17 protein-coding genes and 3 tRNA genes are annotated in these 20,979 nt (G+C 64.0%); 6 read left to right on the forward strand and 14 right to left on the reverse strand.

The features are described 5' to 3' along the window. Positions 1-54 precede the first annotated feature (54 nt). From ACEN9F_RS30250 to ACEN9F_RS30295, 10 genes are all read right to left on the reverse strand, one after another. On the reverse strand, positions 55-519 hold the full coding sequence (locus ACEN9F_RS30250) for a nuclear transport factor 2 family protein (RefSeq protein ID WP_413426280.1): 465 nt from the start codon (positions 517-519) through the stop codon (positions 55-57). Then, entirely contained in the window at positions 516-2,654 is a 2,139-nt protein-coding gene (locus ACEN9F_RS30255) for a DNA/RNA non-specific endonuclease (protein ID WP_413426282.1), read from the reverse strand. Before ACEN9F_RS30255 ends, ACEN9F_RS30250 begins: the two co-directional genes overlap by 4 nt. A 107-nt stretch (positions 2,655-2,761) precedes the next feature. Continuing rightward, the gene (locus ACEN9F_RS30260; protein WP_413426284.1) at positions 2,762-2,947 is read right to left on the reverse strand and encodes a hypothetical protein; all 186 of its coding nucleotides are present in this window, start codon (positions 2,945-2,947) and stop codon (positions 2,762-2,764) included. 120 nt (positions 2,948-3,067) lie between these two features. Further along, entirely contained in the window at positions 3,068-5,398 is a 2,331-nt protein-coding gene (locus ACEN9F_RS30265) for an ATP-dependent DNA helicase (protein WP_413426286.1), read from the reverse strand. Next, positions 5,395-7,035 carry a VRR-NUC domain-containing protein gene (locus tag ACEN9F_RS30270; RefSeq protein ID WP_413426288.1) on the reverse strand — a complete coding sequence of 547 codons (1,641 nt, stop codon included), beginning with the start codon at positions 7,033-7,035 and terminating at the stop codon, positions 5,395-5,397. The genes ACEN9F_RS30265 and ACEN9F_RS30270 overlap by 4 nt, the downstream gene beginning before the upstream one ends. A gap of 118 nt (positions 7,036-7,153) precedes the next feature. Then, complete coding sequence (locus ACEN9F_RS30275; RefSeq protein ID WP_413426290.1) at positions 7,154-7,717, reverse strand: phasin family protein; 564 nt, start codon at positions 7,715-7,717, stop codon at positions 7,154-7,156. A 69-nt stretch (positions 7,718-7,786) separates the two neighbouring features. Continuing rightward, positions 7,787-7,996 (reverse strand): hypothetical protein, encoded by a 210-nt coding sequence (locus ACEN9F_RS30280; RefSeq protein ID WP_413426292.1) that lies wholly within the window; start codon positions 7,994-7,996, stop codon positions 7,787-7,789. A gap of 3 nt (positions 7,997-7,999) precedes the next feature. Further along, a complete protein-coding gene (locus ACEN9F_RS30285; protein WP_413426293.1) occupies positions 8,000-9,157 on the reverse strand; it encodes a GGDEF domain-containing protein in 1,158 nt (385 codons plus the stop codon). 100 nt (positions 9,158-9,257) lie between these two features. Then, positions 9,258-11,456, reverse strand: a complete 2,199-nt coding sequence (locus ACEN9F_RS30290; RefSeq protein WP_413426295.1) for an ATP-binding protein — start codon at positions 11,454-11,456, stop codon at positions 9,258-9,260. Between the two features lie 58 nt (positions 11,457-11,514). Continuing rightward, on the reverse strand, positions 11,515-11,934 hold the full coding sequence (locus ACEN9F_RS30295) for a winged helix-turn-helix transcriptional regulator (RefSeq protein ID WP_413426297.1): 420 nt from the start codon (positions 11,932-11,934) through the stop codon (positions 11,515-11,517). Positions 11,935-12,067: 133 nt separating this feature from the next. Between ACEN9F_RS30295 and ACEN9F_RS30300 the strand changes: the two genes are divergently transcribed. Next, positions 12,068-12,916, forward strand: a complete 849-nt coding sequence (locus ACEN9F_RS30300) for an SDR family oxidoreductase (protein ID WP_413426299.1) — start codon at positions 12,068-12,070, stop codon at positions 12,914-12,916. Between the two features lie 79 nt (positions 12,917-12,995). Here the strand turns inward: ACEN9F_RS30300 and ACEN9F_RS30305 are convergent. After that, positions 12,996-13,080: transfer RNA gene (locus ACEN9F_RS30305), tRNA-Leu, on the reverse strand. A gap of 174 nt (positions 13,081-13,254) precedes the next feature. Between ACEN9F_RS30305 and ACEN9F_RS30310 the strand changes: the two genes are divergently transcribed. After that, positions 13,255-13,992 carry a substrate-binding periplasmic protein gene (locus tag ACEN9F_RS30310; protein WP_413426300.1) on the forward strand — a complete coding sequence of 246 codons (738 nt, stop codon included), beginning with the start codon at positions 13,255-13,257 and terminating at the stop codon, positions 13,990-13,992. 37 nt (positions 13,993-14,029) lie between these two features. Here the strand turns inward: ACEN9F_RS30310 and ACEN9F_RS30315 are convergent. Further along, a tRNA-Leu gene (locus ACEN9F_RS30315) sits at positions 14,030-14,114 on the reverse strand. A 213-nt stretch (positions 14,115-14,327) separates the two neighbouring features. Between ACEN9F_RS30315 and ACEN9F_RS30320 the strand changes: the two genes are divergently transcribed. Next, complete coding sequence (locus tag ACEN9F_RS30320) at positions 14,328-15,932, forward strand: ATP-binding protein (protein ID WP_413426302.1); 1,605 nt, start codon at positions 14,328-14,330, stop codon at positions 15,930-15,932. On the opposite strand, the gene ACEN9F_RS30325 is transcribed toward ACEN9F_RS30320, so the two are convergent. Together ACEN9F_RS30325 and ACEN9F_RS30330 are read right to left on the reverse strand one after the other, a co-directional pair. Further along, positions 15,927-16,346 carry a hypothetical protein gene (locus tag ACEN9F_RS30325; RefSeq protein WP_413426304.1) on the reverse strand — a complete coding sequence of 140 codons (420 nt, stop codon included), beginning with the start codon at positions 16,344-16,346 and terminating at the stop codon, positions 15,927-15,929. The genes ACEN9F_RS30320 and ACEN9F_RS30325 overlap by 6 nt on opposite strands. Before the next feature lie 106 nt (positions 16,347-16,452). Continuing rightward, positions 16,453-16,537, reverse strand: a tRNA-Leu gene (locus tag ACEN9F_RS30330). A 345-nt stretch (positions 16,538-16,882) separates the two neighbouring features. Between ACEN9F_RS30330 and rnr the strand changes: the two genes are divergently transcribed. The 3 genes from rnr (at position 16,883) to cysE (ending at position 20,978) form a co-directional block, all read left to right on the forward strand. Continuing rightward, a complete protein-coding gene (gene rnr, locus ACEN9F_RS30335) occupies positions 16,883-19,336 on the forward strand; it encodes a ribonuclease R (RefSeq protein ID WP_413426306.1) in 2,454 nt (817 codons plus the stop codon). 15 nt (positions 19,337-19,351) lie between these two features. Next, entirely contained in the window at positions 19,352-20,086 is a 735-nt protein-coding gene (rlmB, locus tag ACEN9F_RS30340) for a 23S rRNA (guanosine(2251)-2'-O)-methyltransferase RlmB (protein ID WP_413427228.1), read from the forward strand. Positions 20,087-20,234: 148 nt separating this feature from the next. Then, on the forward strand, positions 20,235-20,978 hold the full coding sequence (gene cysE, locus ACEN9F_RS30345) for a serine O-acetyltransferase (RefSeq protein WP_413427230.1): 744 nt from the start codon (positions 20,235-20,237) through the stop codon (positions 20,976-20,978). Position 20,979: the final 1 nt, after the last annotated feature.

Consider the following 20,979-nt stretch of genomic DNA (forward strand, 5'->3'; position numbering starts at 1 on the left):
GAAGCTGCCCCTGGCTGATGCGCGCACCTGGGGACAGCGCGGTAATCCGAGCGCTTATTGGTTGGCGCGGTGGCCGTAGCTCAGCACGCGGGCGATGGCCCAGGCGCCGTCCTTGTAGCGCCAGACGATGGCGAAGTCGGCAAGGCCTTCGCATTTGCCCGAGGCGAACTGGCAGAATTTGTGCGAGCCGGTTTCGATGGCGCCGAAGTCCTTGATCGGATCGACCTTCATGGTGCCGGCGACCAGCTCGCGGCGGAAATTCCCGCAGACGTATTTCCTGGTGTTGGCGATCATGGCGTCGCGCGTCCAGGTGACGCCGCCGGTGTCGTGGTAAAACTCGACGTCGGGTGCGAAATACGAGGCGTGCTTGTCCAGCTGGCCCGGTTGGTCGCACTGGTTGAAGGCGCCGAACGCTTCGGCGTCGAGCCTGGCGATGGTGTCGGACAGTTCGGCGCTTGCGGCCGCACCGGATAGCGCGGCCAGCAGGGCGCCGGCGAGGATGTTCTGGATAGTCGTCACGGTAGTTCCGCCTCCTTCAGGATATTGGGGAAGATGATACCAGTGACTTCGCTGATCTGGTCCAGCGTTGCGCGGTTGCGTTCGAACTTCGGCAGGTCGACGCCCTCGTAGGTCATGCCGTAGGCCTTGACGGCCGGCTCCTGGCTGAAGATGTAGCCATATACCTGCAGCCTGGTCGGCTTGGCCGCCGACTCCGGCACCACGTACACCTTCCAGAATTTTTTCGGGATCGCCACTTTGCCTTTGCCCCAATCCGTTTCGGCGAAGTGCTCGTACAGCAGCGGCCCGGCAAAGATGGTGACCTGGCCGCCGCCTTTTTCCACCGCGCTGGCGAGGTCGCCTTCGAACTCGCCCCAGATGCCCTTGACGCCCTTGTCCTTGTAGATGCTGCTGCCCGGCCGGTTGTCCTTGGGGTTTTCCTGGTTGAAGGCTTCGTGCTGCGGCGTGCAGTTGGTCCAGTGGTAGGTGTCGGCGTTGGCGTAGTCGGTCGGCAGGCCGGCCGCGCCCCAGGCGTTGTCCTCGCGGCGGACGATGTGGCCGCGGTCCAGCCGCTTGGCCGGACCGTAGACGTCGGCGTTGCCGAGCTGGAGCTGCTCCGGCACGCGCGGATCGTAGCGCCAGTTTTCGCCGCCCAGATCGGCGCGCTTGCGCGTGTCCATGCGCTCGACGTCGCGGTAGTCGCAGTTGGAGGCGGTCCAGTGGCACATGCGGTACTGCTTGTTGAAGGCCAGCGAGTAGTGATGGTAGGGCAGTATCAGCGGCTCGTCCGGCGTGCTGTCGCCCAGCGCCATGCGCGGCACGTTGCGGAAGTCCTTGTAGTAGGCCTGGTAGTCGGCCACCAAGTACAGTTCGTCGTGCCGGGATGGATCGATCGCCGGCAGCGGAATCTCGATGTCGAGGAACAGCGGATCGTAGCCCGGCCGCTTGGCGTAGACACTGTCGAACACCAGGGATTTTTCTTCTGCTGAGAATGCCGGTGCCGGCGCCAGTGCGGCCGGCAGCGGCGAGGCCGTCGCTGGCGGATAGACGTTGATGGTGACGGGACCGCTGAAGCTGAAGACGGGCGAGCTCATATTTCCTCCGATAGCACTAAGGGTGACGTTCTCCGCCGCGACCGCCGGCGTGGCGACCGGATCGCTGGTCGTGGTCAGCAGCGTGGACAGCATCGCCTGTTCGGCCGGCGTGTCGGCCGTCAGCGCGCGCAGGCGGCCGACGATGGAGCTGACGCGCGCGCATTCATTGGCCACCCATTGGATGTCCGATTCAGGCTGATGGTTGTCGTCCCACACCGTGTTGTTGATGGTGAGGATATTGCCGTTCTCAACCTTCGGCACGCCGCAGTGGTGCAGGCCGACCAGCTCCCAGTCGATATTGCAGACCGGCGAGCCGGACGAGCCCTTGTCGGTGTCGGTCTCGTAGTGCAGGAAGCCGGTGGACAGGATGTCGAGCAGGCGGTTGTTGGTGAAGGCGAACTGGCGCGGCCCGCCGTTGGGATGCTGGACGATGTTGAGCGCCGCGCCGGTGAGGATCTTGCCGGTCGCTTCGATCAGCAGGATCTGTCCCATTGCGGCCAGCGATTCGCCGCGCAGCCCCTTGGGCTTGACGGCGACGATGGCAAAGTCGAAGTCCTTGTCGGCGATGAAGAAGCTGCGCGGGTCCAGCTCGAAATAGCTGCCTTCGTTCAGGCCGCGCTCATCTTCGTAATAGTTGAAATTGGCGCCGTAGCCGTTGGCGTCGGAGCGGGTCTGGAACACATGGAAATTGGTCAGCAGCAGATTGCCCGGGATCAGGAAGCCGGTCGCCATGCCCTGCGGGACGCGGCCGTCGCCGGGCAGGGTGACGATGCGCGCCACCGGCTGGGCGGCCTTGGTCGCCAGCTGGCTGGGGGCGAACGGGCTGAAGTCGGCGGTGGGGCCGATCACCCGTTCGACGAACAGCATCTTGTTCTGCGCCTTGGCGCGTTCACGCGCAAACCATTCCTGCTGGCGCTTGGGGGTATCGCCCGCGCCGACGCCGCTGCGGGCGATGCTGGACAAGTTCTGCCGGCGCGGTGCTTCGCGTTCGCGCCAGCGCGTGGCGGCGGCCAGCAAGACTTCGCGGCGTGCTTCCTTGAGACGGCCTTCGATCGCACCCATCACAGACTCCCGGTTGAGTTTTTCGGTGTTGAAATGCTAACACTGAAAAATGACAACTCGGTAACATCTGAATCCGGGTAGGATTTTTCCTATGAAAAATCTCGCTATCAACTTGTGAGTAGCCGGTCCGAGGCGCGCCGTTGGTTTTGGCCGGACAGCACGCGCAAGATGGTTTGCTTGGGTACGTTATGGGCCGATAGATAGGCCCAGGCGTGGGCGGCGCCATGTTTGGCGTCGATGGCGATGGCATTCTGGATAGCCGTCGACAGACGGGTATTTTCACGGGCTTGCATGGTAAAACATCCTCAAATACAGAACTGCTCACGGAGCTGGGTGAGGATATGGCCGGAACGGCAGCGGTGGCGCGAAGGCGGGGCGCCGGGGATATGGGGTGAATATATCAGACTTGATAGTCACTCCCCATTGCAAATTGCTATCGGCTGTCTGCCATCGATACGGTCGATACGCCACCAGGCCGGCATCAGCTGCTGGATTTCCGGCCGCCCGAAGCGGTCGTCGATCAGGTGCACGGTGCCGCGGTCGGACTGGGTGCGGATCACGCGGCCGGCCGCCTGCACCACTTTCTGCATGCCGGGATAGGTGTAGGTGTAGTCGTAGCCGGCGCCGAAGATGGCTTCCATGCGCTGGCGGATCTGTTCATTGACCGGGTTGATCTGCGGCAGGCCCAGCGTGGCGACGAAGGCGCCGATCAGCCGCGCGCCGGGCAGGTCGACGCCTTCGCCGAAGGAGCCGCCCAGCACCGCGAAGCCGATGCCTTCGCTGTCGAGCGTGAAGCGGGCCAGGAACCGGGCCCGCTCCGCCTCGTCCATGCGGCGCGACTGGCGCCACACCGGCACGTCGGGATAGCGTTCTTCAAACAGATTGGCCGCCTTCTCCATGTAGTCGAAGCTGCTGAAGAAGGCGAGGTAGTTGCCGCGCTGGCGCTGGTACTGCTCGCCCATCAGATCGGCGATCGGACGCAGCGATTGCTGGCGGTGCTGGTAGCGCGTGGAGATGTGCGACGCCACCTGCACCGACAGCTGCTCGGCCACGAACGGCGACTCGACGTCGACCCAGGCCGTACCGTCGGGCATGCCGAGCATGTCGCCGAAGTAGTTCCACGGGCTGAGCGTGGCCGAGAACAGCGCCGTGGCGTGGGTGCTTTCAAAGCGCGGCTTCAGGTACGGGGCGGGCACGATGTTGCGGATACAGAGCACCGAGTTGCTGTTGCTTGCGCGCGAACCGTCGGCCTTCTCGATATCGAACAGCGCGTGGTCGCCGAAGCTTTCCGCCAGCCGCGCGAACATCAGCGCGTTGAAGTAGAAGCCTTGCAGGTCGGGATCGACATGGCTGGGATGATCGACCATGTAATCGGAGATGGCGGTGGCCGCCGTCTGCAGCGCGCCCATGAATTTTTCCGGCAGCGCGGCGTAGGACTGGTACTCGGCGCTCTGGTCCTTCTCCAGCTGGTTCCATTGCCGGTGCACGCGGTCCAGCGGCTTTTTCAATGCTTCCGGCGCGGCCTTGCGCAGCAGTCGCAGGCTGGCGTGTTCCATCTCGGCCGAGTACATCTTGCGCGCGCGCGACACCATGTTGTGCGCCTCGTCGACCAGCACATTGACCTTCCAGTCGTTGAGCTGCGTGAGGCTGTGCAGCATGGCGCTGCTGTCGAAGTAGTAGTTGTAGTCGCCGATGACGATGTCGCACCAGCGCGCCATTTCGCTGCTCAGGTAATAGGGACAGACATTGTGGGCCAGCGCGATGTCGCGCAGCGTGTCGCGGTCCAGCGCAAGCGGCGTGGCCGATGGCGCCATGATATCCAGCGCCGACTGGCGCGCGGCGGGCAGGCGGTCGTAGAAGCCCTTGGCCAGCGGGCAGGACTCGCCGTGGCAGGCCTTGTCCGGATTGACGCAGGCGGTGCTCTTGGCGGCCAGCTCCAGCGTGCGCAGCGGCAGCAGCGGCGCGCCCGCGCGGATCACGTCGACCGCATCGAGCGCCATCTGCCGGCCCGAGGTTTTGGCGGCCAGGAAGAACAGCTTGTCGACGCCATGTTCGGCGCTGGCCTTGAGCATCGGGAACAGGCTGCCGACGGTCTTGCCTATGCCGGTTGGCGCTTGCGCCAGCAGGCACACGCCGCGATTGCTGGCACGGTACATGGCTTCGGCCAGCTGGCGCTGGCCCGGCCGGAAATCCGCGTGCGGAAAGCGCATCGCCTTCAGTTGCAGGTCGCGTTCCTCGCGGTGCGCCATCTCCTGCCGCGCCCACTGCAGGAACAGGCCGCACTGCCGCTCGAAGTAGGCTTGCAAATCGGCCGCCGTATGGTCTTCATGCAGCACGGTTTCCTTCTGGCTGCCGATGTCGAAGTAGACCAGCGCCAGGCGCACCTTCGCCAGCCCCTGGTCCTGGCACAACAGGTGGCCGTAGATCTTCACCTGCGCCCAGTGCAGCGCGCGCTGGTTGTCCGGCATCTTCTTCAGGTCGCCGCGATAGGTCTTGATTTCCTCCAGGCGGTTGGCGCGGATGTCGTAGCCGTCGGCGCGGCCGCGCACATGCAACGGGCCGAAGTCGCCGGACAGCGCGACTTCGGTTTGATAGTCGTCGCCCCGGCGCGAGGTGACCACGCCATGGCCGGCGATGCCTTCCTGCGCAGTGGGCGAGGGCGTGAAGCGCAGATCGAGATCGCCGGTCTTGGCGGTGAACTCGCACAGCGCGCGCACGGCGATGGTGTAGCCGCCGGTCTTCATGCCGCCCATTGCAGGTAGCAGACCGAGATCGGCATCTGGTGCTCGGCGCAGTATTCGATCCAGCGCAGCTGGTTGTCCTGCAGGCGGTCGCCGGGGCCTTTGACTTCGATCATGTTGTAGCGCCGCTCGGCCGGCCAGAACTGGATCAGGTCGGGGAAGCCGCTGCGGTTGGCTTTGATGTCGAGCAGGATGCGCTCGAAGGCGCGCTTCAGGTGCTGGGCCGGGATGCAGTCCAGCGCCAGGTTCAGCAGCTCTTCGTCGATCGCTTCCCAGTACAGGAAGGGCGACTGGATGCCGGCCTTGGCGGCGAAGTTGGCGCGTATCGTGGCGCGGTAATCGTCGCCGTCCAGCTGCGCCAGGCAGGCGGCGAATTGCTGCGCGCGGCGGCGCTGGAAGTCGGCGCTGTGCAGGTCGGCCGGGCCGCGATGGTAGGGATGGAAGAAGGCGCCCGGGATCGGCGAGAACACGGCCTCCCAGCACAGCAGGCCGAACAGCGAATTGATCAGCGAGTTCTCGACATAGTAGACCGGCGCGTCCTCGCGCGTCAGGTGGTCGCGCACGACGAATTCGACGTAGTCCGGTGCCGGCGGCGGCGGCAGGCTCAGGTCGATGCGCAGCGCTTGCGCCGGCGTCACCGCCGGCGGCTTGGCGTGGCCCAGCTTGCGCGCCAGGCGAGGCGCCATGCGCAGCAGCTGCTGGCGTTCGGCTTCGCTCTCCGGCGCCTGCAGCGCCAGTTGCAGCAGGTCGAAGGCTTGGCGCGGCTGCTCGTTCTTTTCCAGCACCCTCACGGCGCGGGCGCGCGCGCCGGGATAGTTGCAGCCGGCGTAGAGCTGGTGCGCGGCCGGCCAGTCGGCCAGCTTTTCCAGATGCTGGGCGATGTTGAAGGTCAGCTTGTCGCGGCGGCTGCGCAGCCATTCGTTATCGGGCGCGCAGGGCGGCAGGTCCGCGATCACGGCGGCCGGTTCCTCGCCGGCGGCAAAGCGTTCGTGGCACTGGTGCAGCGCGAGGAAGTCGTCGATATCGCGGCGGCTGCGGAAGCCGCGCGCGGCCGGCGAGAACGCGACTTTTTCATACTGGTAGATGCCGAGGTCGGACAGCACGAACTCGGTCCAGTCCTGGTGGTAATTGCCGAAGAAGATAAGGCGCAGGCGGTCGCACAGTTCTTGCGTCAGGTTGCGGTAGGCGTGGTCGCCCGAGCCCTCGTACCAGCCGGAGAAACGGTGCTCGCCGTCGTATTGCCCGCGCAGCGCTTCGAGCTGCTCGGCCTTGCGCAGGTGCCTGACCTGCGGCGTCAGATGGAAGATCTTGCCGATTTCGGGTTTCTGCAACAGGTCGAACAGGGTGTCCAGGTCGAGCAGCGGGTCTTCCTCGATCAGCCCCAGCGCCGCCAGCGGGCGCGCGGCTTCGTGGGCGCTGCCGATTTCGGCATAGACCAGTTTGCTTGCGCGGAAGATCGTACCCTTGCGCATCACCATGCGCACGAACAGCGCGCGCGACGACTGCGGCAGGGTAGGGAAGGCCTGGAGGAAGCTGCGCTCTTCGGGCGTCAGCAGATCGTCGTAACGCTCGGCGATCCACGTGAGCACCAGCTGGAAGTTTTCCAGGTAGTAGAGCGGATTTTCGAGGACTTTGATCATTGCGGGGCTGCTGCGGGCGATTAACTGTATTTATGTACAGTGTATCGTTTTCCACGCCGCTTGCCCAGTAAAATAAAAAAGCCAGGCGCAAGGCCTGGCCGATGAAACTGCTGACAGCTTATTTTTTTGCGGCCTTGGCGGGGGCCGGCGTGTTTTGCTCGACGATGGCGCTGGCCTTGGCGATCTGGGTTTCCACCGCCTGCACGGCTTGCTTGGTGGCTTTGGTCACCTGTTCGTAGCCGGCAAAGGCGTTGTCGATCGCGGTCTTGACGATCTGCACGGCGTTTTCCGAGCCGGGACGGACATTCTTGGTGACGTCGTAAATCAATGCGCTCAGGTTGCTCTTGGCTTCGGCCACGTGGGCGTCGGCGGCGCGGGTGAATTCTTCACGGATCTCGGCGATGATCTCGCCCAGCTGCTGGTTGTAGGCGGCGGCGCCGGCGACACCGGGCTGCACCTTGGCGGCGGCCAGCGACAGCGCGGCTTTGGGATCCTTGGCCTGGCTGATTTCCTTGCCGGTGGCAAGGCCATCTTCGATCTGGGATTTCGCGGTGGCCATGTTCAGCGCCACGACTTGCTCCACGCCTTGCACAGCTTTGCTGGTCAGCGCGTTAAACGTTTCAAGTTGAAATTCAAACAGTGCTTTGGTGGCGTTGGCAAATTGTTCGGGATTCGTAAACATACAGTCTCCTCAAGTGATGTGGGATGTAGCTTGCAGCGATTCCGGGTCAACCGTGTTGTTGTGGGCCCATTATTTAACAAGAACTAACTTTTCGCAACGGCTATCTTTGTACGGTCCGTAAGCCCGCTCCCAGCCGGGCCCCAGCGTGGTTTGCGCGCAGGCGAGGTAGCCGTCGATCTTGCTGCGCCACTTCCACCACGGCGCCGGCGCCGCGCTCAAGCCGCCACAGCACAGCGCCAGTGTCACGATAATCACCATCTTCGTATTGATTTTTCTCATACTTCAAATCAGTTGTTGGACGCAGACGCGGTTGCGGCCGCTGTTTTTCGCAGCGTACAGCAAATCGTCGGCCGCCGCGATCATGTTGAGGTGGGCCGTGTGCGTGGAGTCGGCGAAATCCACGCTGGCCACGCCGAAGCTGGCGGTGACGGCGATGTGCTGGCCGTCGTGCTCGATCGGCGTGGCGGCCAGGCTCTGGCGCAGGCGCTCGGCCAGCAGCTGGCCGCCGGCCAGGTCGGTCTCCGGCAGGATCAGCAGGAACTCCTCGCCGCCGTAGCGCACCACGCTGTCGATGCTGTCGCGCGTCATCGACCGCAGCAGCGCGGAGAAATGCTGCAGCACGGCGTCGCCGCCGTAGTGGCCATAGTTGTCGTTGACCGCCTTGAAGTGATCCAGGTCGCACATGATGACGGTCAGGCTCAGCCGGTAGCGCTGGGCGCGCGAAATCTCCGTTTCCAGCAGTTGCTCGTGCAGGTGGCGCCGGTTGTAGCAGCCGGTCAGCGGATCGCGCACCGACAGGTTTTTCAGCACCATCTGCGCGCTGTATTCGTCGCGCCAGAGCATCTGGTAGCGGCGCGCCGCGACATAGCCGAACAGATTACCCAGCGCCAGCAAGGCAGCCATGGTCGCCAGTTCCACGCTGCGCAGGCCGCCCAGCCGCCAGGCCAGGCCCACGAACAGCACGGTGGCCGCCGCCGAGATCGCCGCGGCGTACAGCAGCCGGTTCGGAATGTAGATGTAGATGACGATGACGACGATGGCCATCGAGATCGCGTGCAGCGAAAACTCCGCCGGCCGCAGCGCGGCGATCAGCAGGAAGCCGGCCGCGCCCGCCACTTCGACGATGTTGGCGGCCACCCGCGTGACGGGGATCGATGCCGGCCGCCGTTGCAGCAGCGACAGGCAGGCCAGCGCGGTCAGCGCCACCGCCATGCGCGCGCCGACCAGCAGGGCGGTCCTGGCGCTGTAGCCGACCCAGACCACGTCGGTGGCGGCGAAGCACAGGTAGAACAGCGAGCAGAACAGGAAGGTGACGCGCAACTGCGCCTGGGTCATCGCCAGGTGGTGGCGCAGGAACGCCGTTTCGGTCTGGGCATCCACAAATTCGCAGCGCAGGGGCGCGACCAGGGGCGCCTTGGACGGGGCAGGATTGAGGGGCACGGCGCGTCTCTCCGCTAATGGGCCGGCTGATTGCCGGTCTGATACTTTCCATTATAGGACTGCAATAATTGCGTGCCGGAAAATTCTTTAGAGGAAGTCGTCAGCGTGGCGCCACCTTGGGCAGGCGCAGCGTGAAGCTGGCGCCTTTACCTTCAGTGCTGGCGGCCTCGATGCGGCCGCCCAGGACGCCGGTGACAATGTTGTGCGTAATATACAGTCCCAGCCCGGAGCCGCCGGAGCCCATGCGCGTGGTGAAGAAGGGGTCGTAGATGCGGTTCAAGTTGTCGGCCGGAATGCCGGCGCCGTCGTCGCTGACGGTGATGGCGATTTCACCGTTGCCGCAGTCGTGCGCGGCGACCGTGATGCTGCCGCTGGCGCGGCCCTCGAAGCCGTGCACCAGGCTGTTTTCGATCAGGTTGCCCAGCGCCTGGGACAGCGGGCCGGGGTAGCTGTCCATTTCCAGCCAGTGCTCGACGTCTTCGACCAGCGCCAGGCCGTGCCGGCGCACCTCGGCCTGCAGCGATTGCAGCAGCTGGGCCGCTAGGTCGCCCAGCACGAAGCGGCTGCGCTGCGAACCGCCGCTGTCGACGGCGATGCGCTTGAAGCTGGCGACCAGCGCGGCGGCGCGGTTCAGGTTGCGCAGCACGACCTCGTCGGCGCTGGCGGCCTGGGTCAGATAGTCGTCCAGCACCGAGCGGCGCAAGCCGCTTTCGACATCGCGCCGCAGGGCGGCGGTGCGTTCGCTCATGCTGCTGGCCATCATCAGGCTGTTGCCGATCGGCGTATTGAGTTCGTGCGCGACGCCGGCCACCAGCGCGCCCAGCGCCGCCAGCTTGTCGCGCCGCACCAGCTCTTCCTGCGTCATGCTGAGGTTCTCCAGCGCCGTGCTCAGCTCCTCGTTGACGTGCTCGGCCTCCTCCTTGGCCTGGCGCAGTTCGGCGGTGCGGGCCGAGACCAGTTCCTCCAGGTGTTCGCGGTGGCGCTGCAATTCCTCCTCGCGGCGGGTGCGGCCGATGGCGATGCCGGCCAAGTGGGTGGCGGCGCCGATCAGCTGGCGGTCGTCGTCGGTCGGGCTGCGCACTTCCTTGTAGTACATGGCGAACGAGCCCAGCACGGTGTCCTCGTCGAGCAGGATGGGCATCGACCAGCAGGCGCGCAGGCCGTAGTGCGCGGCCACGTCCCTGTAGGGCGCCCACAGCGGGTCGTTGAGTATGTCGCTGACCACCACGGTTTGCTTGCGGTGCATGGCGGTGCCGCAGGAGCCGGCCGCAGGGCCGATCGGCAGGCCGTTGAGGGCCGCCATGTAGTCGCTCGGCATGCTGGGGCCGGCGCCGCTCTGCACGGTGACGCCGTCGGGGTTGAGCAGCATGACGGTGCACAGGCCGCCGTCCAGCTGGGCCTCGATCAGTAGCACCAGCCGCTCCAGCGTGTCCTTCAGCGGCGCGCCGCGCGCGATCATTTCCAGCAGCGCGTTCTTGCCGTCGCGCAGTTGGGCGGCCAGCTTGCTGGCCGTGACGTCGACGATGCGCACATGCATCAGCCGGTAGGCCGGCGTGTTCAGCGGCACCATGCGCAGCTCGCAGGCGATGGGGTTGCCCGAGCTGTGCCGCATCGCCAGCTCAAACACTTGCACGTCGCCGGCCATCACCCGTTCCACATAGGTGGTGAAGGCTTGCGCCGACGCTTGCCCGTCCGGCTGCAGCGGCGGGCACAGCGACACCAGATCGGTCTGCACCAGCTCGGTCTCGGTCATGCCGAACAGTTGGCGCGCGCGGCGGTTGACGTCCAGCACCTTGTTGGTGCCGCGCTGCATCAGCAGGATGGCGTCGGGCGAGCCGGCCAGCATGGTGTGGTAGTTCACTTCCAGCGAGGCCATGGTCGGCGTGCCGGGCACGATTGGGGCGGACGCGATCGCCTTCAGTTGCAGCAGGATTTTCTCCGCCATGTCGCCGGCGTCGAAATTCAACGGCAGGTAGGCTGCGGCGCCCGCTTCGGTGGCGCGTTCGCGCTCTTCGTCGCTGGGGTGGGCCGACAGCAGGAACACCGGCAACGGGCGCCTGCTGGCCAGCTTGAGCCGCTGGCATAGTTCGAGTCTGGCGCTGCCGGCCAGCGCCACGTCCAGCAGCGCCAGGGCGATGTCGCCGGCGCCGGCCGCGGCCAGCGCTTCGTCGCCGCGGCTGACGGCCTGGATGTGGTAGTGGTGGCGGGCCAGCATGGCGCCGAGCGCGGAAACGTCATATGCCGCGCTGGCGGCAATCAGGATGGTGTGCGGCTGATCGGAGGAGAGCGGCGGCATCATGGGATCTGGTCCGGTTCCGCGATGCGGAGGTGAATCCAGTGTATTACAAGATTGCGCCTTATGCAGCCTTCAATGCGGATGCTTCCTGGGCCTGTTTGATCAGCGGGAAGTTGTCCTGGATCCAGTCGACCAGCACTTCCAGCCGCTCGGCCGCCTCGCGCCCCAGCGGCGTCAGGCTGTACTCGACATGCGGCGGCACCACCTGGTGGGCGACGCGCAGCACCAGGCCGTCGTAGGCGAGGGCGTCCAGCGTCTGCGCCAGCATTTTCTCGCTGACGCCGCCTACCGCGCGCCGCAACTCGCTGAAGCGATGGGTGCGCTCCAGCAGCATGACCAGCACCAGGACGCCCCAGCGGCTGGTGATATGGCCCAGCACCAGCCGCGACGGGCAGTCCGCCACCATCACTTGGGCGCGCTGGAGTTCGTTGCGCTCGGCGATGGCTGCGCGCAGGGATTTGCTGGTTTTTTGCTGGCTCATGGACGGATTCCTGAATTGGGGTACTTACTAAAATGTGCGTACTTACATTTCGTAAGTATAGCCTATATGATGGATTCAACCGCGCGGAAAGGTCCCTGCGGAATTCGCTGAACTTCGACTGAAAGGAAATGCCATGATTATCGTTACAGGTGCAACCGGCCAACTGGGCCGTCTGGTGATCGCCAAGCTGCTCAAGACCACCCCTGCCGGGCAGATCGTCGCCGCCGTGCGCGATGTCGCCAAGGCCGCCGACCTGGCCGCCCAAGGCGTGCAGGTGCGCCGCGCCGACTACACCGATCCAGCGTCGCTGGACGCCGCCTTCCAGGGCGCCACCAAGGTGCTGCTGATTTCCTCGAACGATCTTGGTCAGCGCGTGGCGCAGCATCGCAACGTGATCGACGCCGCGGCGCGGGCCAAGGTGGCGCTGCTGGCCTACACCAGCGTGCTGCATGCGGACCGTTCGGCGCTGGCGCTGGCGGCCGAGCATCGCGCCACCGAAGACGCGGTGCGCGCGTCCGGCCTGAACTACACCTTGCTGCGCAATGGCTGGTACGTGGAAAACTACACCGGCAGCCTGGGTGGCGCGATAGCGCACGGCGCCCTGGCTGGTGCGGCGGGGGAGGGGCGCATCGCGGCTGCGGCGCGCTCGGAATATGCGGAAGCGGCGGCCGTGGTCCTGGCCAGCACCAAGCCGGTCGAGCAAGTGTATGAGTTGGCGGGCGACAGCGCGTTCACGCTGGCCGAACTGGCGGCGGAAGTGTCGCGCCAGACCGGCAAGCCGCTGCCGTTCCACAACCTGCCGCAGCAGGAATACCTGGGCATGTTGCTGGGACTGGGCTTGCCGGCGCCGCTGGCCGAACTGCTGGCCGATTCGGACGCGCAAGCCGCCAAGGGCGCGCTGGACGATAACAGCGGAACGCTGGGCAAGCTGATCGGCCATCCGACCATTTCTCTGGCCGCCGCCGTCAAAGCCGCGCTGTAATGAAAAAAGCCCTTCCATCAGGCTGAACGCGCTCAAGATCGCGCTCAGTCCAGATGGAAGGGCTTTTTGCGGAATTCTGTGGTGCCCACGGAGGGACTCGAACCCCCACACCTTGCGGCACATGGACCTGAACCATGCGCGTCTACCAATTCCGCCACGTGGGCACTGTTACTGCTTTACTTCTTTTCTCTGCTGCGTGTTCTGCAACAGAGGCCCGAATCTTAAAGGACGTCCGCACGGTCGTCAATAGCGATCTGGTGCTTTTGTGAAATTATTTCATTTTCGGCGAGACTGGTTGAATCATAATGGCGTTTTGATCAACGCGAGAGCGCCGTCCCATGTTTGCTCCCCGCAAGGCGCTGGCCGTTGCCGGCTTGCTGCTCCTGTCCATCGCCGCCCGCGCCGGCGAGGTCTTGACGCTGACCAGTGGCGAGTGGCAGCCGTACATTTCGGAGAAATCGCCGCATTACGGCCCCATTTCGCGCATCGTCACCGAAGCCTTCGCGCTGGAGGGCGTGCAGGTCAACTATGTGTTTCGTCCATGGAGCAGGGCGTATGTCGAGGCCGCTAATGGTAGCGCTAACGGCACCATCGTCTGGAGCGCGTCCAAGCGCGATACCGATCGCAGGCGCGACTTTTATGTCAGCGACGTGGTGCTTGAAGGGCAATCGGTGCTATTTCATCTGAAGACGTTTCAATGGCATGGCAAGTCCCTGGCCGGTGTGCGCATGGGCGGCACCGCCGGCTATGAATATGTGTTCGACAAAGATCCGCGGATCGTCATGGACCGCACGGCCGCCACCGACGAGCTGAATTTCCGCAAGCTGGCGGCCGGGCGTTTCGATGTGTTCCCGGCCAACCTCGATGTCGGCCGCCATATCATGCGCGACTATCTGGAGCCGGAGCAGGCCGCGCAGATTAGCTGGGATCCCAAGCCGTACAACATCACCCGATACCATCTGCTGCTGAGCAAGAAGGATCCGGCCGGCCGCCGTTATCTGGCGCTGTTCAACAAGGGGTTGAAGCGGTTGAGGGAGAGCGGCAAATACGCCGAATATTTACAGGCGCTGAAATGAGAAAAGCCTCCCGAAGGAGGCTTTTCGCGGAATTCTGTGGTGCCCACGGAGGGACTCGAACCCCCACACCTTGCGGCACATGGACCTGAACCATGCGCGTCTACCAATTCCGCCACGTGGGCACTGTTACTGCTTTGCTGCTTTGCTCTGCTGCGTGTTCTGCATCAGAGGCCAGAATCTTACGGGAGGGGCGTACCTCCGTCAAGAGTGAAATGCTTCTTTTGTGAAAGAATTTCGCATACGCCAGACTGTGGCGCACGAAACATTTCCTGCTTGCTTGTTTGCTCACACTTTCGTAAGCTCGTTTCCGTCCTATAAAAAACCGGAGACAGGCGATGGAGATGCTGAGCAGCTGGTTCGATAGCCAGGGATTCATGCCGCACGGCCACTGCTTCCTGTGGATCCCTTCCATCCTCTGGACCAGCGTGATTTCCGACGCGCTGATCGCGTTGGCCTACCTGACGATTCCCATCACGCTGATCTACTTCATCCGCAAGCGCCGCGACATGCCGTTCGACTGGGTGTTCATCGCCTTCGGCGTGTTCATCCTCGCCTGCGGCAGCACCCATGTCGCCGATATCTGGGTGGTCTGGTATCCCGACTATGTGCTGTCGGTCGGCCTGAAGGCGATCACCGCCGTGGCCTCGGTGGTGACGGCCGTCGTGCTGGTGCGGCTGATACCGATTGCGCTGCGCATCCCCAGCCCGGCGCAACTGGCCGCCGTCAACGCCGAGCTGCAGAAGGCCAACGACGACCTGCGCGCCGCGATGGAGCGCGCCGAAGTGGCCAACCGCGCCAAGAGCGCCTTCCTGGCCTCGATGAGCCACGAGCTGCGCACGCCGCTCAACGCCATCCTCGGCTACACGCAGATCCTCAAGCGCGACAAGGGCCTGACCGCGCCGCAGCAGACCGGCATCAGCACGATACAGCAGGGCGGCCACCATCTGCTGGCGCTGATCAACGACGTGCTCGACCTGTCGCGCGTGGAGGCGGGCAAGATGGAATTCCATCCCAAGGCGGTGCGGCTGGGCGAGCTGCTGATGGTGGTGGCCGACATCATGCGCGTGCGCGCCGAACAAAAACACCTGCATTTCGAGCTGGAGCTGGTGGGCGGTTTGCCGATGGCGATCAGTGTCGACGAAACGCGCTTGCGGCAGGTGCTGCTGAACTTGCTGGGCAACGCGCTCAAGTTCACCGATCGCGGCTCGGTGCGGCTGCGCGTGACGCCGCTGCCGGCCGGCGAGGGCGCTGCGGCCGACGTCGTGCGGCTGCGCTTTGAGGTAATGGATACCGGCATCGGCATCGCCGCCGATCATGCCGAGGCAATCTTCCGTCCGTTCGAGCAGGTCGGCGATATCTCGCGCCGCGCCGGCGGCACCGGCCTGGGGCTGGCGATCAGTCGCCAGCTGGTGCAGCTGATGGGTGGCGAGCTCAGCGTGGACAGCACGCCGGGCAAGGGCAGCCGTTTCTGGTTCGATGTGCCGATGAAGGTGGTGGATGAGCCGGGCGCGACGGTCGCCGGCAAGCAGATCGCGACCGGTTATCAGGGGCCGCGCAAAACCATCCTGGTGGTGGACGACGTCGCCACCAACCGCGCCTTGCTGCGCGACTTGCTGGGAGCGCTGGGCTTCCGCATGCTGGAGGCGGACAGCGGCCATGCCGCGCTGCGGCAGATGCAGGTCGCCGCGCCGGACATGGTGCTGCTGGATATGGTGATGCCGGACATGGACGGCATCGAAACCACGCGCCGCCTGCGCGCCGATGCCCGAACGGCCAAGACGCCGATACTGATGATTTCAGCCAGTTCGACGCCGGAGGAGGCGGAGCGCTCGCTGGAGGTCGGCGCCAACGCCTTCCTGCCCAAGCCGGTCAACGAGCATGATTTGTTGCGGGAAATCGGCGCCCATCTGCAACTGGAGTGGTGCCAGGAGGCGTCATGAGCCTGTGGCGGGGCCTTTGGTTTTGTTCAGCCAGATCGAATACGACAGTAGGCCATAAGAGACCGTCATCAGATTGAGTATCGCGAATCCCAGCCAGCCACCCGAGGCTTTGAATTTCAACGCCAGGGCAAAAAGCTCCATGCAGGCGATTGGGCCAATCACAAACAGATACAGCCAGGCCGTCTTGATCCAGGGCTTGTGGGTAACTGAAATGCTGCCGGCCGCCTCTATGCGATCGATGGCGGATTGAAACGGGTCGTTGGGGCGGTAGATGTATTGTTTCTTTTCCAGGGGCTCCGGAACGTCGGATTTCTCCGCAATCACCGGCTGTTCCGCAGAAGGCTGGCGCGAGAGCGTCGTTCCCTCGGTCCGGATCTCCAGATAGAAGTGATCTGTCTTGATGCGCTGAGTCATGCGGACGCCTGGTATCGAATGGAATGCGGTCGATTATAAAACATTAAAAATGAAAAAAGCCCCCATCGACGCCGGGCGCTGATGGAGGCTTTTTTGCGGAATTTTGTGGTGCCCACGGAGGGACTCGAACCCCCACACCTTGCGGCACATGGACCTGAACCATGCGCGTCTACCAATTCCGCCACGTGGGCACTGATGCTTCTTAACAACTCTGCTATTATAACGACGGGGAGAGTTTCGCGCCAGATGAACTTTGACATTCCTTACTGCACATCTACCCTGTCTAGCAATTCTCGTTTTGCTTTCGTTTTTCAACGTTGTCGCTGCGAGAGACCAAGATTATAGAGGAATCCTGAGCGATGTCAAATGCCCTTTGCAATAAATTGCGAAGAAATTCGCGCAAGGGGCGGCAAATTGGTCAATCACAGCGTTTCCAAGTACACTACGCCTGTCGTCATGACATATATATGCACCTGACGAATTTGCCAGGCCGGATTTTCTCTGAATACTGTCAATAAATAACTATAGAAATACTTTTGAACCAATCTACCCACACCATTCCTAGCCGGGAGGAAATTCTCGGCATCTTCCGCAGCGCCAAAGCGCCGCTTGACCTGCGCGCCCTGTCGAAATCGCTGAAGGTGGCGACCGAGGCCCAAGCCGTCCTGTCGCGCCGTCTGAACGCCATGCAGCGCGACGGCCAACTGGTCTCCGACGACAGCGGCTTGTTCTCGCTGGCTGTGGAAACCGGCTTTGTCGCCGGCCGCGTCAGCAGCCACCGCGACGGCTTCGGCTTCGTGATCCCGGATGAGCCAGGTGAAGACCTGTTCCTGCCCGAAAAAGAAATGCAGAAAGTGCTGCATGGCGACCGCGTGCTGGCCAAAGTGGTCGGCGTCGACCGCCGTGGCCGCCCGGAAGGCACCATCGTCGAGGTGGTCAGCCGCGCCAACAGCCACATCATCGGCCGCCTGCTGAACGAGAACGGCGCCTGGATCGTCGCGCCGGAAGACAAGCGGATCGCGCAGGACATCATCATCGAAGGCTCGCTGGGCAAGGCCAAGTCGGGCCAGATCGTCAGCGTCGAGCTGACCGAGCAACCGATGCGCTTCAAGCAGCCGGTCGGCAAGATCTCCGAAGTACTGGGCTCGCTGGACGACCCGGGCATGGAAATCGAAATCGCCGTGCGCAAATTCGGCGTGCCGCACGTGTTCTCGGACGCCGCGCTCAAGCAAGCCAACAAGCTGCCGGACTTTGTGCGCGACATCGACCTGGCCGACCGCGTCGACCTGCGCGACGTACCGCTGGTGACCATCGACGGCGAAGACGCGCGCGACTTCGACGATGCGGTCTACTGCGAACCGGTCAAGATCGGCCGCGCCAACGCCTACCGCCTGATCGTCGCGATCGCCGACGTCAGCCATTACGTCAAGCCGAACGACGCGCTCGACACCGACGCGCTGGAACGCAGCACCTCGGTCTATTTCCCGCGCCGCGTGATTCCGATGCTGCCGGAAAAACTGTCCAACGGCCTGTGCTCGCTGAATCCGGCGGTCGACCGCCTGACCTTGGTGTGCGACGCCGTGGTCACCGCCAAGGGCGAGATCAAGGCTTACCAGTTCTATCCGGCCGTGATCCACTCGGCCGCGCGCCTGACCTACACGGAAGTGGCCGACATCCTCGGCAACACCAAGGGTCCCGAGGCCGCGCGCCGTCCCGGCATCGTGCCGCATCTGCTGAACCTGTACGAGGTCTACCACGCGCTGCTGAAGGCGCGTACCGAACGCGGCGCGATCGACTTCGAGACCACCGAGACCTACATCGTCTGCAATCCGTCGGGCAAGATCGAGAAGATCATCCCGCGTACCCGCAACGATGCGCACCGCTTGATCGAAGAGTGCATGCTGACCGCCAACGTGTGCGCGGCCGATCTGCTGATCCGCCACAAGCATCCAGGCACCTACCGCATCCACGCCAGCCCGACCGCTGAAAAGCTCAAGCAGGTACGCACCTTCCTCAAGCAGGTCGGCCTGAACCTGAACGGCGGCGACAAGCCGACGGCGGGCGACTACGCCGAGCTGATGAAGCAGGTCAAGCAGCGTCCGGACGCGTCGCTGCTGCAAACCATGCTGCTGCGCTCGATGCAGCAGGCCGTGTACAGCCCCGACAATATCGGCCACTTCGGCCTGGCGTATGAGGCGTATGCCCACTTCACCAGCCCGATCCGCCGCTATCCGGACTTGCTGACGCACCGCGCCATCAAAGCCATTTTGCTGGGCAAGAAGTACGAACCGAAAGTGGCGGCGACCAGCGTGTTGAACACCAACGTCTCCAACGCCACCCGCAAGCAGCAAGCCAAGGACAAGGCCGAAGGCAAAGAGAAAAAAGCCGTCGACCTGACCGTGTGGGATGCGCTGGGCGTGCACTGCTCGGCCAACGAACGCCGCGCCGACGAAGCGTCGCGCGATGTCGAAGCCTGGCTGAAGTGTTACTTCATGCAGGACAAGCTGGGCGAGGAATACACCGGCATCATCACCGGCGTGACCACCTTCGGCATCTTCGTGCAGCTGGACCAGCTGTTTGTCGAAGGCCTGGTGCATGTCACCGACCTCGGCGCCGACTACTTCCAGTACGACGATGCGCGCCACGAACTGCGCGGCGAGCGTACCGGCAAGAAGTTCCAGCTGACCGACCGCGTCAACGTGCAAGTGGTGCGCGTGGACCTGGAGTCGCGCAAGATCGACCTGCGTTTGGCCGGCGCCGATGCGCCGCCGCCGCGCGCCGACAAATCCGATGCGCCGTCCAAGGACCGCAAGACCAATATCAAGCCTGGTCCGGCCGTGCCAAAAGCGCAGCCGGCCAAAGCCGCCAAGCCAGCTGCGAAGCCGGCCGCCAAGAAGGCCACGGGCGGCCGCAAGACTAATGCCGCAGCGAGTGCCGCGGTAGCACCCCGAGCAGCGAAGCCTGTCTCAAAAAGTAAAAAGAAGCGATAAATGAGTAAGAATAAAATGATTTTTGGGTTCCACGCGGTGACCTCGCGTTTGCGTCATGAGGCCTCGTCCGTGGAAGAGATTTTTGTCGATATCGGCCGCGACGACCGCCGCATGAAGGACCTGGTCGCCAACGCCAAGGCGGCCGGCGTGCGCGTCATGCCGGTCGATTCGGCGCGGCTGGACAAGATCGTCGGCACCCGCCGGCACCAGGGCGTGATCGCGTTCGCGTCGCAGCTGTCGCTGGCGCGCAACCTGGATGAACTGCTCGACGCCATCGACGGCCCGCCGCTGTTGCTGGTGCTGGACGGCATCACCGATCCGCACAACCTGGGCGCCTGCCTGCGCGTGGCAGACGGCGTCGGCGCACATGCGGTCATCGTGCCGAAAGACCGCGCTGTCGGCCTCAACGCCACGGCCGCCAAGGTCGCCAGCGGCGCGGCCGAGACCGTGCCTTACATCACCGTCACCAACCTGGCGCGCACGCTGCGCGACCTGAAGGACCGCGACATCTGGCTGATCGGCACCTCCGACGACGGCGACAAGGGCCTGTACGAAGCCGACTTCACCGGCCCGACCGCGCTGGTCATGGGTTCGGAAGGCGAGGGCATGCGCCGCCTGACCCGCGAGACCTGCGACATGCTGGTCTCGATCCCGATGTTCGGTTCGGTCGAGAGCCTGAACGTCTCCGTCGCATCCGGCGTCTGCCTGTACGAAGCGCGCCGCCAGCGTATCGCGAAGGACGGCTTGTAAGCCTTCCGCTTAATCGCGACGTACTCCCGGCGGCTCACTTACAGGGCTGCCGGAATTCATTCCCGCCTCCCTCCAAAGCAAGCCGCTTTCCAGCAACTCCCAATCGGATACGCTACCATGAGTGTTTCGGTTGTCATTATTTCCAGCCATGTTCCACCATCTGCGCCAAGACATTAACAGCATCATCGAACGCGATCCCGCCGCCCGCAACGCCTGGGAGGTGCTGACCTGTTATCCGGGTTTGCAGGCGATCGTCATGCACCGATGGGCCAGCTGGTGCTGGTGGCACAGGATGAAATGGCTGGGGCGCTTCATCTCCTACCTGGCGCGCATCATCACCGGGATTGAAATCCACCCGGGCGCGACCATCGGCCGCCGCGTCTTCATCGACCACGGCTTCGGGGTGGTGATCGGCGAGACGGCGGAGGTGGGGGACGACTGCACCATCTACCAGGGCGTGACCCTGGGCGGCACCTCGCTGCACGTCGGCGCCAAGCGCCATCCGACGCTGGCGCGCGGCGTCATCGTCGGCGCCGGCGCCAAGGTGCTGGGCGGCTTCACGGTCGGCGAATACGCCAAGGTCGGCTCGAACGCGGTGCTGCTGAAACCGGTGCCGCCGGGCGCGACGGCGGTCGGCAATCCGGCGCACATCGTGCAAAAGGAAGTGGCGGCGGTCAGCGCCACGGCCAATCTGTTCGCGGCCTACGGCGTCACGCCGAACGGCGACGATCCGCTGTCCAAGGCCCTGCACGGCTTGATCGACCACGCCGTCAAGCAGGAAGAGCAGATCGAGCGCATCGTCGCCACGCTGAAGGCGGCGGGGCTGCAATGTCAGAGCGTGCCCGAATGTGATAAATTGAATTCCGACCAATTGAACAAGCTAGTCGAATAAG

This window comes from Duganella sp. CT11-25, assembly GCF_047302815.1.
In the GTDB taxonomy this organism is placed as follows: Bacteria; Pseudomonadota; Gammaproteobacteria; order Burkholderiales; family Burkholderiaceae_D; genus Rugamonas.